Annotated in this window: 8 protein-coding genes and 1 pseudogene; 4 read left to right on the forward strand and 5 right to left on the reverse strand. The window is 69.0% G+C overall.

Features of this window, described 5'->3' with window-relative positions:
- From ADK36_RS42815 to ADK36_RS42830, 4 genes are all read right to left on the reverse strand, one after another.
- Positions 1 to 4085 (reverse strand): type I polyketide synthase (locus ADK36_RS42815; protein WP_159391260.1); only part of this gene is annotated, 4085 nt, incomplete at its 3' end.
- A gap of 100 nt (positions 4086 to 4185) precedes the next feature.
- Positions 4186 to 5043, reverse strand: coding sequence for a thioesterase domain-containing protein (locus ADK36_RS42820; RefSeq protein WP_048584275.1), 858 nt, complete (start codon positions 5041 to 5043; stop codon positions 4186 to 4188).
- Positions 5027 to 5293, reverse strand: coding sequence for an acyl carrier protein (locus tag ADK36_RS42825; RefSeq protein WP_048584276.1), 267 nt, complete (start codon positions 5291 to 5293; stop codon positions 5027 to 5029). The genes ADK36_RS42820 and ADK36_RS42825 overlap by 17 nt, the downstream gene beginning before the upstream one ends.
- 417 nt (positions 5294 to 5710) lie before the next feature.
- Complete coding sequence (locus ADK36_RS42830) at positions 5711 to 6589, reverse strand: AraC family transcriptional regulator (RefSeq protein WP_234330088.1); 879 nt, start codon at positions 6587 to 6589, stop codon at positions 5711 to 5713.
- 150 nt (positions 6590 to 6739) lie between these two features.
- On the opposite strand from ADK36_RS42830, the gene ADK36_RS42835 reads away from it, so the two are divergent.
- Together ADK36_RS42835 and ADK36_RS50840 are read left to right on the forward strand one after the other, a co-directional pair.
- A complete protein-coding gene (locus ADK36_RS42835; protein ID WP_048584278.1) occupies positions 6740 to 7531 on the forward strand; it encodes an IclR family transcriptional regulator in 792 nt (263 codons plus the stop codon).
- A 55-nt stretch (positions 7532 to 7586) separates the two neighbouring features.
- Positions 7587 to 7709, forward strand: a pseudogene (locus ADK36_RS50840) (TetR family transcriptional regulator); the annotation flags it as partial.
- Between the two features lie 430 nt (positions 7710 to 8139).
- On the opposite strand, the gene ADK36_RS42840 reads toward ADK36_RS50840, so the two are convergent.
- Positions 8140 to 9330, reverse strand: a complete 1191-nt coding sequence (locus ADK36_RS42840; protein ID WP_048584279.1) for a DUF6907 domain-containing protein — start codon at positions 9328 to 9330, stop codon at positions 8140 to 8142.
- Between the two features lie 630 nt (positions 9331 to 9960).
- Here ADK36_RS42840 and ADK36_RS42845 point away from each other — a divergent pair.
- Positions 9961 to 10341, forward strand: a complete 381-nt coding sequence (locus ADK36_RS42845; protein ID WP_048584280.1) for an RIP homotypic interaction motif-containing protein — start codon at positions 9961 to 9963, stop codon at positions 10339 to 10341.
- Between the two features lie 12 nt (positions 10342 to 10353).
- Positions 10354 to 13695, forward strand: a complete 3342-nt coding sequence (locus ADK36_RS42850; protein WP_048584281.1) for a hypothetical protein — start codon at positions 10354 to 10356, stop codon at positions 13693 to 13695.
- The last annotated feature ends 62 nt before the right edge of the window (positions 13696 to 13757 follow it).

Consider the following 13757-nt stretch of genomic DNA (forward strand, 5'->3'; position numbering starts at 1 on the left):
GCGAGTTGTTCGGGGCCGACGGGGGTGGGGCTGGGGAAGCGTTCTTGGAGGATGCCCATGATTTCGACGCGTTTGATGGAGTCGATGCCGAGGTCGGCCTCGACGTCCATGCCGAGGTCGAGCATCTCCGCCGGATAGCCCGTCTTCTCCGAAACGACCCCGAGCAGCGCGGCGGCGACGTCCTCTGTGCTGGTGACCGCTGTCGGTGCGAGGGCGGCGGCCTCCTCACGGGTGCTCGCGCCGCCGAGGCTCAGTACGAAGCCGACGATCTCGTTGAGCGTGCGCAGTTCGGCGAGTTGTTCGGGGCCGACGGGGGTGGGGCTGGGGAAGCGTTCTTGGAGGATGCCCATGATTTCGACGCGTTTGATCGAGTCGATGCCCAAGTCCGCCTCCACGTCCATGCCGAGGTCGAGCATCTCCGCCGGATAGCCGGTCTTCTGCGACACGATGTCGAGCAGCGCTGCCGCGATGTCGTCGGCCGACGCCGTGGACGACGTGGGCTGCGGGGGTGGCGGCTGCTGGGAGGCGGGCTCCGGGGCCGTGGACGCCGACATGGCGGGAGCGTCCGCGGGTGCGGCGGGGAGCGCCGGGGCGTGGGCAGGAGCCGGTGCGGCGGCGGAGGGCAGCTCGGGGGCGGTGGGAGCCGTCGGAATCGGCAGTAGGTCAGGCCCGGTGACGGGAGCGGCCGGAGCGGTCGGAGCCGCTGCGGGGGCCGCCGCGCCGAACTCCATGGACGCCAGGTCCCGCAGGATCTCGTTGGCTCGTAGATGCGTGCGTCCGATGGCCAGACCGTGCTCCTTGACCGAGGCGACACCCGGGATCACCGCGTCGGCACGGCCCTGGTCGTCCGCCCGCTCCAGCAGCCCCATCATGCGCTGGGCGCTGGACAGTTGGCCCTGGAGGTACTCGTCGTGCAGCGCCAGGTGATCGGCGATCAGCGAGGCGAGACGGTCGTCGGCGGGGGCAGGCCCGGGGGGTTGTTCTCGCACGGGTTCGTTCTCCAGGACGTCTGTGGGGAGGGAAAGGGCCGCGGGGGCCGACCGCGCGGACTGCGACGGCACCGGCTTCGGCGACACAGCATCCGGCCGTTCGGCGACGGCTGCCGACGTGGGCGTGACGGGAACCGGCAGCGGGGTCGCGGCCGGCCGCGGTCCGGGCGGCGCGGTCTCGGCGACCTGGGCGGCCGGCACCGGTTGAGGGCCGACCTGAGGCGCAGGCGTCGCGGGGCCGGCCGAACGGTCCACGCGGTACCCCTTCTCCAAGGCCTCCCGATACGCGGCCTTCCGAGCCTCCGGCACATGATTGATGCCGTTGAGCGGCACGGTCATCCCCTTGACGGGCTCGGCGACGACCGGCTCGGCCGCGTAGCGGTCCGCGGTCGTCAACGGCAGGCCCAGCACCACCAGTTGAGCCACCGCCCGCTTGAGCGCGACGTCGGCGTCCCCGCCGCTGCCCGGGTCGAGCTGCACCGCGAAGTGCTCGCGCTCGCCGAGGATGCGGTCGACCAGCCGGGTCAGCACGCCCTTCGGGCCGAACTCGACGAACGTACGGAACCCCGCCGCGTACATCTCCTCCACCCGGCCGGCGAACTCGACCGGCTTGACCAGTTGGTCCACCAGCGTCCGCCGGTTGGCCTCGACGTCCGGACCGTAGGCGGCACCGGGCGAGTCGGCGAACACCGGACGGCGCGGCTCGCGGATCTCGGCGTCGGCCACGTGGCGGCCGAACGCCTCGACGGCATGCGCGACGAAAGGAGTGTGGAAGGCGGCCGACACCGGCAGCCGCAGGGCTCGTATGCCCGCCCCGCCGGCCGCTTCCACGAACCGCTCCACAGCGTCGGTGGCCCCGCCGACCACGATCTGGTCGGGCGCGTTGCGGTTGCAGACGATCAACTCGGGGTGGGCGGCCAGGAGCTGCGCCACCTGCTCCTCGGCGGCGGTGACCGCGGCCATGGCCCCGGGATCGAAGCCGGAGCCTGCGTCGGCGGGCGGTGCCATGGCCGCGCCCCGCGCCCGGGCCAGCGCGAAGTAGGTGTCGTCGTCAAGGGCGTCCGCGGCCCACAGCGCGGCCAGTTCGCCGAAGCTGTGCCCGAGGAACCCGTCGGCCGCGAAGCCGAGTTCGGTCAGATAGCGGTAGTGGCCGGCGGCCAGGGCACCGATGGCGGGCTGGGCGTACTCGGTGCGGCGCAGCTCGCTCTCCTGGGCGGCGCGGGTCACCTCGTCGAACGCCGGCGGCGGGAACGCGACCCGGGACAGCGGCCGGTCGTGCTCCCCGAACGAGGCGTTGGCCCGGTCGAAGGCGGCCCGCAGCACCGGCAGCGCGAGCACCGCCGTCCGGCCCGGCTCCACGTACTGGCTGCCCTGCCCGGCGAAGAGCGCGCCCACCTTGCCGACGGTCGCGGCGGCCCGGCGGAAGTAGATGCCCCTGGGGTGCGACCAGGACTCGGCCGACGGCCTGGCGCGCAGTTCGGCGACGGCGAGGGCCCGCAGCTCAGCGAGTTCGGCGTCGGTGCGGGCGACCAGGGCGAGCCGCGGATGTCCGGCCGGGGCGGGTTCGGTGCGGGGCGCGGCCCCGGTGTCGAGAACCCGGATCAGGGCATCTATGTCAGGTTCATGCCAGGCAGATATCCGGCTCGAAGGGAACATCACCCGCAGGTCGTCCCCGTCGCCGTGCTCCTCCAGCACCAGATGGAAGTTGGTGCCGCCGAACCCGAACGACGAGACGGCCGCCCGGCGCCGGGGGCGACGCGGGTCACGGATCCACGGGCGGGTGCGCGTGCCGACGTAGAACGGGCTGTTCTCCCAGTCGATCGCGGAGTTCGGCCGGTCCACGTTGATCGTCGGGGGCAGCAGCCGGTGGTGCAGGGCGAGTGCCAGCTTGATCATCCCGGCCGCGCCGGCCGCCGCCTTCGTGTGCCCGATCTGCGACTTCACACTGCCGACGGCGGCGAACTGCCGCTCCTCGGTGAACTCCGACACCACCGCCGACAGCGCGGACAGCTCGGTCGCCTCGCCGACCGCCGTACCCGTGCCGTGCGCCTCGAACAGCTCGACCGTGCCGGGGGAGACGTCCGCGTCCTCGTACGCCCGGCGCAGTGCCGTCATCTGCCCCTCCTTGCGCGGGGCGTAGATGGACTTGAACCGGCCGTCGCTGGAGGAACCGATGCCGCGCAGCACGGCGTAGATCCGGTTGCCGTCCCGTTCGGCGTCGGCCAGCCGGCGCAGTGCCAGCATGCCGATGCCCTCGCCGATGAGGGTGCCGTCCGCGTTCTCGTCGAACGGCCGGATGCGGCCGGACTTGGAGAAGGCCGGGGTCTTGCTGAAGCACAGGTACATGAAGATCGTGTTCTCGGCGTCGCAGCCGCCGACCAGCATCATGTCCGAGCGCCGCTCCAGCAGCTCGCTGACGGCGGCCTTCACCGCGCCGAGAGAGCTCGCGCAGGCCGCGTCGATCGTCATGTTGGTGCCGCCCAGGTCCAGCCGGTTGGCGATGCGGCCGGCGACGACGTTGCCCAGCATGCCGGGGAAGGAGTTCTCCTCCCAGGGCGCGAAGGCGAGTTTGAACTTCTCCGAGATCTCCTCCGCGTCCCGGTCGGTCAGCCCGCAGGAGCGGACGACCTCCTTCAGCACCGGCGTCTGCAGCCGGGCGGACAGCGGCTGGGTGAGCTGGTTGGCGCCGGTGACGCCGAGCACCACGCCGGTGCGGGAGGGGTCGTACCACTCCTGGCCGGCGCCCGCGTCGTTGAGCAGGTCACGGGCCACCACCAGGCTCAACAGCTGGAGCACATCGGTGACTTCGAGCGTGTTGGGGGGCAGCCCGAACTCAAGCGGGTTGAAGGGGACGGTGGGGATGAAGCCGCCGCGCTTGGAGTACGTCCTGTCGGGTGCGGCGGGGTCGGAGTCGTAGTGCTCCGACACGTCCCAGTGGGTGGCGGGGACGTCCTCGATGCAGTCGGTGGCGGACACCACGTTCGCCCAGAACTCGCGCAGATCACGCGACTTGGGGTACAGGGCGGACAGCCCGACGATCGCGATGGGGTCGCGGGCGAGACGGCGGTCGAGGTCAGTGGGGTGCGAAGCGTTCACGTTGAGGCTCTCTTGGTCGGACGGCGGGGCCGGGGGATACGACCAGGGTCGGTTCGGGCCCTGTGGGTGACGCGTGCGGGGGGGGGATGAGGGAGCGGGGTCAGGACGTGTGCAGCAGTGGGGCGATCACGTCGAGCGAGTCGGATCGGCCGAGCATCGTGTAGTGGTCGCCCGGACAGGTGTGGAGGGTCAGCCCGTGCGGAGCGAGCGGCGGCCAGCCGAGCGTGGCGTCGCCCGGGATCAGGCTCCGCTCCGCCTTCACCAGCACCAGCGGGAGCGGGGCGGGCTCGGGCCGGTGGGGCGCCGTGAGGCGGTTGTTGCGCAACAGCCCGTCCACGTATGTGTCGTAGAGCTTGCGCAGTCCCGGCAGTGGGGTGTCCGGGAGCAGCGCACCGGCGGCGACCGCCGCGTCCAGTACGACGGTGAGGCCGCCGTCGGCATCGCACCCGGCGAGCGCGTCCGGAGCGAGATCGACGGCCCGGCCACGTTTCGCCCCCAGGTACATGGCGAACCAGCCGAGGAGCAGGCCGGGTTCGAGGGCGTCGTCGGGCTGTTTGTACTCCTCGGTGGGGGCGATGCTGTCCAGGAGCACCAGGCGCTCCGGGCGCAGTGCGGCAGGCATCGCCCGCACCATGGCGAGCGCCAGCACGCCGCCGAAGGACCAGCCGGCCAGGGTGCGTACGCCATCGGCCGGTTCCATCGCGGCGAGCAGCCGGTCGGCCAGCGCCTCCACGGTCGTCGCCGCCCTGCCCCCGGTCAGCGCCGCATCGGCGTACTCCGGGACGGCACCGAGGTCGAGCACGGTCAGTCCGGCCCCGTTCGGCAGCGTCTCGGCAAGCCCCTCGTAGACCGTGGCCGCGAGCGCGCCGGGGTGAACGAGATACACCGTCCGCCCGCCGGGTGCGGCGGACCGGAAGCGGCGGGCCACCTGCGGCCTCACCTCACGCGGCCGTCGCACGGTGAGTGCTCTCCTCGGCCAGGTAGGACGCCAGTTCCTTGACCGTCGGGTGGTACCAGAGGGTCGTCGTGCTCAGCTCGAAGCCGAGCCAGTTCTCCAGCTCGCCCGCGAGGATGAGCGCTTCTGTCGAGTCGAGGTCCAATTCGTCGAAGTACACCTCTCGCGAGACCTCGTCGGTGGCCACACCGAGGCGGTGGGCGATCTTCTCGATCAGCCACTGCTCGGCCTCCAGAGCGGTCACTACGGCCATGGTTTGTCGTCCTTCCTTGGGCGCTCCTGAGGGATCGAGGGCGCGTGTGGATGGGCATGGGCGTGCGTCGTCCCGCGCGGTGTCCGCGTGGGGACGTGAAAGAAAGGCCGGCAGTCAGGCCGGTTGTGAAAGAGCGCGGATTTGAGCGGAGTGCTTGTATTCCGGGGATCGAGCGGGAGCGCCGCGGACAACTACTTGTCAGTAATCGGTCGGGTGGCACGGTCGTTCAGACAAACGGGCCCGTCGGTCTGTGGGTGTCTTCGAGTGGCCGCCCGAAGCACGCAGCACAGTCTTGCCACGCGGCGGAATTCTCGACAACCACTCTTCCGGAGGGTGGAAAGAAATCTGTGTTTACGGGCGTAGACCACAAGCGTCCGATGGGTTACCAGCAAGTCAAGTACTCACCAGTACTGTCGATTAGCGCTGAGCGCGCATCCTCGCCTCGCAACGGAAGCCGCCGGGTGTCATTTGGACGCGCCGCATGAAGAACTTGCCGAAGTTCGTGCCCTCGGAGAATCCGAGCTGCCGGGCGATGGCGCAGATGGGCAGGTCCGTGTGGGCGAGCAGGCGGCGCGCCTCCAGGGCGACCCGCGCGTCGATCAGGTCCTTGGCGGAGGTGCCGGCGACGGCGCGACAGGCCCTGGACAGGGCCCGGGTGCTGCAGTTCAGGGCGGCGGCGTAGTCCTCGACCAGCCGTGTGGAGCGGTACGAGCGGTCCAGCTCACGGCGGAACTTCACGAAGAGGTCGCCGCTCTCGCCGCCAGGGGTGACGGCCGAGGCTTCCTGGTGGTGGCGGCGGCACATCTGGTCGATGTGGAGGAGCGCGACGGCCAGCAGGTGCTTGAGCAGTTCCTCGGCCAGGCCCCGGTCGGGCCGCTGGAACTCCTCCTGCAGAAGGTTCAGAACGCGCTGTAACGCGATGAGTTCGGACCCCGAAAGCTGCCAGTGCGAGGGGCGCAGTACATCGTCGAGCATGCTCATGTGGGCGCTCATCCGCAGCGGGAACGTCTCGGTGAACATGATGAGGTCGGCGTCCATGCCGGGTCGCGGAAACGACTGGATCACCTGGTTCGGCCGGGTCCACAGCAGCGTGCCCGGTCGGCACGGGACGCGTGTGGAGTCGATCGAGAAGCTGCCGGTTCCCTGTGTCACCAGCGCCACCTGGTGGAAATCGAGCCGGTGCGGGGAGGCCAGGAGGTCCGGAGGAGTCAGGTCGTACACCTCGCGCAGCGTCGCCACCGCGATACCGAGTCCGGCTCTGCAGACGGGGGCGAAGGGGAGGACAGGTACCCGCAACGATGCAAAATCGACCATGAACGTTCCGGAATCGACCTTTCTCTGCTTACTTTTACATTCAATCATGGAGGTGGCCGCCCGTCACCAGATCGTCTGGTGCATGCACGAGGTATCACGCACCCGACGCATACGTGAAGGGAATTCGACGGGATGACCACCCCCCACTCCGGAACCCCGGAGCGCTCCGTCGTCGACCGGACGCTCAGCATCCTGAGCGCCTTCGACCGGGCCAACCGCACTCTGTCCCTGAGCGACATCAGCCGACGGTCAGGGCTGCCCGTTGCCACCGTTCACCGCATCGTCAACAAACTCCACGCCTGGGGCGCACTGGAGCGCAGTGCCGACGGCGGCTACAGCATCGGACTGCGCCTGTGGGAGACGGGCTGCCTCGCCAGGCGTCCCGCCTCGATCGCCGAGGTCGCGCACCCGCACCTCGTCGAACTGCACACACAGAGCTCGGCCTCGGCGACGCTCGCGATCCGTGACGGCCTCGAAAGCGTCGGTCTGTCGTTCGTCGGCGGCGCCGGGGAGCACAACGTGCCGTTCGCCGAGCCCGGCTGCCGACTGCCGCTGCACACGACGGCGCTGGGCCTGGTGTTACTCGCCGACTGCGACGAGTCCGTGCTGGACGAGGTCTGTGCCGCTCCCTTGCGGGCGTTCACACCCGCCACGATCACGAGCGGCGTCGCACTGAGACGCCACCTGACGAAGGTCAGACGCGAGGGCTACGCGGTCGTCCACGGCACGCTGACCGAAGGACGTGGCGGCATCGCGGTTCCTGTGCGCGACGCCCGGGGGGCCGTGGTGGCCGCCGTGGGGGCCGGGGGCCGCGTCGACCTCATCAGGCCGGTGAAGCTGCTGCACCAGGTTCGTGCCGTGGCGGACCATGTGTCGAGGTCGGTTCGGGCGTGCGGGTGGCCGCTCACGCAGGTCGGCGCGTGACGGGCGGGCCGGTGGATGCTGCCGCGAGCGGCCCCGCCTTTACCGCCACGGGGATCTGCGGCGCATCCTGCTCGCGGGGGCCCTCGACGTCATCCGTGCCGATGGCCCCTTCGAACTGAGCATGCGGAACCTGGCCCGCCGGGCGGGTGCCTGGTACGCGGCGCCGGCCCGCCATTTTTACCTGATCTGTTGCTCATTGGAGATGGGAGGAGCGGCTGACACCGGGACGAGCCAGCGGCCGACCAGCGCGTCCGCCGGCGTGCCTGCGTTGTGCACGGTCTCTGGTCACGCGGATCATCCACGCCACTCGGAGCGCTTTCGCAGGTCGCACAACCGTCCCCGGCGTACAGCCCGACTCGTCTGCCGCTACCTGCGGCTTTGCCTGGGAAAGGGCCTCTGATCTGGGACGGAGGCCCTTTCCGGCCTTTCGGGGGCTTGCCGGTTTAGGCGGCGGAAAGTCCCTCGGAAGTCCCTCGGACAGGGCTGAAAGTCCCTGAAAAGTCCCTGGAGCGGAGGGGCGGGCGGGGCCTCTGAGCTGGGTGTTCGCGACAGGCAGGGCAGCGTGACGTAGGAGTCACAGACCTCGGGGTGGTCTTGGACCGGCGGGATTACGCGGCCTCGGCGTTGGTGGTCGTGTCGGTCCGCGCGGTCCATTCGGCGCGGGCTGCGGTGAGCCGGGGGTGCATCGCTCGAAGCTCTTCCAGTTGCCCGGCCACCGCCTCGATGAACTCGGCCAGCTGGTCCGGATCCATCGGGCGGGTGTACAGGTCGGCGGCCACTTCGACCAAAACGTGTGGGACTCGGTAGGCCGGGCTGGCTGTTGAGTCCGGACTCATGGCGAGGTGCGCGCCGAGCAGCTGCCAGGACTTGTAGTCCTCGTATCCCTCGGTGTACTCGGCGAAGGCCACAGCGCCGTACAGCTGGTGGTGGACGTCGGCCGGGTGGCGCGTGCCGTCCATGTCGTCGGTGTGATCCGTCGTGCACCAGGACGGGCAGGTGACGGTGTGCCGTGTGCCGTACCTGTCGTCGTACGCCCAAGCGCGGCCGGGCGTTGCCGCCGTTTCGCTGGTCCGCCCGGACACCACGCCAGCGATCTGAGTACGTGCTGCCCGCAGCTTCGTCAGGTGCACGCTCATGTCACTGATCAGTTCGTCTACCTCCCCGAGGCTGAGCGTCGGCCAGTCGCCCCCAGCCACGAAGTCCAGTCCGGGTGCTTCGTCGTTGACCTGGGACAGTTGGAACGCCATGATGCCGTCCCCGTGCCGTCCGGCGTACGGGCGGTGGGTGCCCATGGCGGTGAACGGGCCGTGGTGAAAGTGCTCGTTCGGGTCCTCGTGGTCCGCCGGGTCTCCCGTGCAGAAGGAGATGCCATCGGGGCAGACGGCTCTCTCCGGTTCGCATGGCTGCTCACGGCCGGTGATGGCATCAACCTTGTCCGCGAGGATCTCAAGCTCGGCGGCGAACTTTCGGAACTCCGTCGCCTTCACGCGAGCCTCGGCCGCGTCCGTATCCGTCTCGCTGAGGCCGATGACCGGATGTGAACCGGAGAAGTCCAGCAGGCGCGCGTCCAGAAGTTCTCTGCCGTCATTGCCCATGACGATGTGTCGGGCTCCGTTGTGTGCGTCGTGGACGCCGGTCTCGGTGCACCAGTCCGGGTGGACGGTGCACAGCTGCCGGTCGTCGCTCTCAAGGCCGGTGCCGTTGATAGGCGGCGAGGAGTTGGTGGCGCATTGGGAGGCCAGTGCAGTGCAATCCTTGGTGGTGCCGCTGTCCGTAGTCGTCGATACGGCGGTGCTCACGCTCTTTCTCCTTGCTCCGGAGATATTGAGTCGGAGCCCTCGGCTGGTGTGCGAACAACCGAAGTTCGACGCTGGCTGTCGCTTGGCTCCTCGTAGCGCTCAGCCTCGCCGACGGCGGGCACTCGTTCTCTTTTCGAGCAACACTTGTCCTGAGTTGGGCTGCTTGGCCGTACACTGCGCGCCTCTTGCGGCCCGTTTGCAGGACGACCGAACTTCCCGACCTTCGATCAACGGCTTGGGCAATAACGCCGCGGATGCCTCGTCCCTCACCTTATGCGGGGGCAGGCGCCGTGCTGCGAGACGATCGCGAGGCCGGCATGGCCCTACCAGCCAACTCGCAAGCATCGTTCGTCCCAGGATTTGCCGGGGAGCGGCATCAAGCTGCCTGAGGCTGTGAGCTGAAACGATCGACCTGCAGCGGGCTTGGGTTGCAGCGCTTCCGTGCAAATACCTGCTGGTATGGCCATGTCTGCCCAGAGAGTTGCCATCCAGTTGGGTGTCACTTAGGGCGATGGGCGGAGGCCCGTTTTCTGTTCCCTGAGGGGTAGTTGATGTGAAACTTGTGGCCCATGTCTCCGGCCACGCAGCCAGGTGACGTTGAATAGGTTCGGTCCGACGAAGGGGGTAGGTATGAACGGGGTGGACCTGGTAGTCGCCGCGCTGGCCGCGGGTGCTGCGGCGGGCCTCACGGACACTACGAGCAGTGCGATTCGGGACGCGTACGCCGGGTTGCGTGAGTCGGTGCGGGGCCGTCTTGCGACTGGCAGTGAGGATGGCGTGCGGATCCTGGAGGCCAGTGAGGCCGAGCCCACCATGTGGCAGGACCGGCTGGGCGAGCTTCTGTCTGTGGCCGGCGTCGACCAAGACGAGGAAATCCTGGCTTCCGCGCGGTCCTTGCTCCAGGACATGGATGGGGTCGACCCGCAGGGCGGGCCGAGGTTTGTGGATGCCCGAGAGGCCAAAGGCGTACAGATCGGGTCTCACAACACCCAGACCAATACATTCAACTGACGGGTCGCACAGATGGCCACGGACGAGCGTGAATATGAGGTAGACGTCCGCGGGGCCAGGGGCGTGCAGATCGGTGACGGCAATATTCAGTTCAATGTGACCGCGCCCGCGGTCCCGCCAGCACGGTCGGCGTACCTGTACCAGGTGCAGGCGATCGCTCCCGAGGCCCTGATTGGCCGGGAGGAGGAGCTGGAGGCACTCGCCGTCTTCTGTACCCGGCCCGGCGGTGGCGACTACCAATGGTGGCGCGCCGAGGCGTGGGCGGGGAAATCTGCTCTGATGTCTTGGTTCGTTCTGCACCCACCGGCCGGGGTACGTATCGTCTCGTTCTTCATCACGGCCCGTCTCGCGGCCCAGAACGACCGCGAGGCGTTCCTGGACGTGGTCATCGAACAGCTGGCGTCCCTGCTCGGCGAGCCCCTATCGCCCTTCATGACCGCCGCTACCCGTGCCGCACACTTCTGGCGGTTGCTCGATGCCGTAGCTGTGGCCTGCAGCGAGCAGGGACAACGCTTCGTGCTCGTCGTAGACGGCCTCGATGAGGACAGCGGATCCGCCACCCACAGCATTGCCGCACTGCTGCCGGCCCGCCCCCCGGCGGGTATGCGCGTTGTTGTGGCAGGGCGCCATCACCCGCCAGTGCCCTCGGATGTGCCCACTGGGCACCCGCTGTGCGATCCGGCAGTCGAAAGGACCCTGGCGGTGTCCCCGCACGCGCAGGTTGTACGACACGACGCGGAGCGGGAGCTGAAACGGCTGCTGCGTGGCACGGCATCGGAGCAAGACCTGCTGGGCTTCGTCACTGCAGCCGGGGGCGGTCTCAGCAGCCGGGATCTGGCTGAACTGACGCATTCTCAGGCATGGGAGGTGGAGGAAGCCCTGCACGCCGTGACTGGACGGACGTTTGCCCGTCGGCCAGCCTCTGACTGGACCGAGCCTGCGAACGACGTCTACATGCTCGGACACGAGGAACTTCAGCAAACGGCCGCACGGTTCCTGGGTGACACGCGCTTGGCGCAGTACCGGCAACGGCTGCACACCTGGGCTGAGCAGTACCACGCCAACAACTGGCCCGCCGAGTCTCCCGAATATCTGATGCGCGGCTACTTTCGCATGCTGCATGCCGACGGCGACCTGCCCCGGATGATCTCCTGCGCCCTCGACACGCCCCGCCATGACCGAATGCTGTATGTGAACGGCGGCGACTCGATCGCGCTCAACGAGATCATCACCACCCAGGACGCGATCCTCGATCGCGAAGCGCCAGATCACCTGCGGGCCATGACCCTCTTGGCGGTCTGCCGCGACAGACTTGCCCAACGCAACACCCACATCCCCGTCGGTCTGCCCGCTGTATGGGCCCTCCTCGGGCGTCCCTTGCGTGCCGAGGCGCTGGCCCGATCCATCCCAGATCCAGGTAGCCGAGTTCGGGCGCTGGATGCCCTCATCAGGGCGCAAGCCAAGCGAAGTACCCCTGACCGAGCCCAACCAGGAACTCACATGGCCGCCCCCTTTGGTGAGGCCCTTGCCTACGAGGCCGCGTCAGCGGCCCGCACCATCATCAGCCCATTTGAGCGTGCCTTGGCATTGTCGATGGTGGCGGAATCGGCAGCGCAGCTGGGGAATGTCCCTCATGGTGATGTCCTGGCCCGCGAGGCCGCAGCTGTGGCACAGGCCATTGCCAACCCAAGGGCACGAGTTCGAGCGTTACTAGCGGTGGCGAAGGCCGTGGCTCGGGCCGGGTACGTTGGCCTCGCTGAGGCCCTCGCCCGGACCATCACCAACCCGCGGGAGCGGGCACGGGTGCTGGGCGTGGTGGCGTCGGTTCGGATCGGAGATGCCGACAGTCCCGAGGTCGCGGACCACGCCAGCACACTCCCGTACCAGGCGGCGGAGACAGCTGAAGGGGGCCCTGAGGCCCTTGATCGGGCCGAGGCCGAAGCCAAGGCCAACACCGACCCGTCCCATAAAGCGTCGGCGTTGGTGGCGGCGGCAGAGGTGGCGGTTCGGGTCGGGGACGTCGACCGCGCAGAAGCTCTCGCCCACGAGGCTGAGGCCACCGCCCGCAGCATCGGCGATCCCTCTGAACTGATGACAGCGGTGGAGGCAGTGGCCAGGGCGGGGGACTCCGAGCGCGCCGAGGCCCTCGCTCGTACGATCACCGAACCGGGGCTGCGGATACAAGCGTTGGCGGCGGTGGCAGAGGCGGCAGCTCGTGCAGGGGACTCCGAGCGCGCCGAGGCTGTCGCTCGTACGATCACCGAACCGGGGCTGCGGATACAAGCGCTGGTGGCGGTAGCAGAGGCGGCAGCTCGCGCTGGGGACGTCGACCGCGCAATAGCTCTCGCCCACGAGGCTCAGGCCACCGCCCGCAACATCAGCGACTTCCCAGAGCAAGTGAAGGTGACAGCAGCGGTGGCGGTGGTTATGGCTCGGTCCGGGAACACCGAGCGAGCCGAGGCTCTCGCTCGCAGCATTCACGCTCCGTATCAGAGGGCGTCAACCTTGGCTGCCGTGGCTCGAGTCGGGGACGTCGATCGCACCGCGGCTCTCTTGGCCGAGGCGGGGGACGCAGCCCGCGCCGTCACGAACCCGAAGTCACGAGATCTAGCGCTAGGGGCGGTGGTGAAGGCCGTGGCGCGAGCCGGGGACGCTGACCTCGCTGAGGCTCTCGCCCGGAACATCACCAATGCTCATGAGCGGTCCTCGGTGCTGGCGTCGCTGCGGGCGGCAGCGGTGATAGCAGCACGCGCCGAGGACGCAGACCGCGCGGAAGCCCTTGCCCGCACCATCATCGAGCTTGGACCACGGGTGCGCGCATTGATGGCGGTGGCGGCGACTGTGGCTCGGGCTGGCGACGCCGACCGCGCCGAGGCCCTCACCAGGGAGGCTGAGGCCGATGCGCTGGCCATAACCGACCTGGGACCGAAGACGCGAGCGTTGGAGACGGTAGCTGTGGCGCTGGCTCGGGCCGGCGACGCCGACCGCGCCGAGGCTCTTACCCGGGAAGCCGAGGCGGCTGTCGCAAAGCCGCGGGTACGTTCGCGGGTACGAACACGGGTGGAGGGGGCACCGGTGCGAGCACGGGTGGCGGCGGCGGTTGCTCAGGCTGGGGACGTCGACCGCGCTGAGGCGCTGACCCGGACCATCATCAACCCGCGAGAGCGGGCAGGGGCATTGGTGGCCGTGTCACGCCAAGCCGAGGCAGATCACGCATGTTCTCTGATCATGCAGGCGTTGAGGCTTGACTCATGGCAGGTGGCAGCCAATGCTCTTGCCGCACAGTTTCCAGAAGTGTTGATGATGGTTGCCGACGAGCTTCTGGCCGGCCAACCGGCAACCCTGCCCGGTTGACCTGCGCGCCGCACGATGACACCCGGCGTTAATCGAGGCGCCGCACCTTCAGGCGGCTGGCT

This window comes from Streptomyces viridochromogenes (assembly GCF_001270495.1).
Taxonomy (GTDB): Bacteria; Actinomycetota; Actinomycetes; order Streptomycetales; family Streptomycetaceae; genus Streptomyces; species Streptomyces viridochromogenes_A.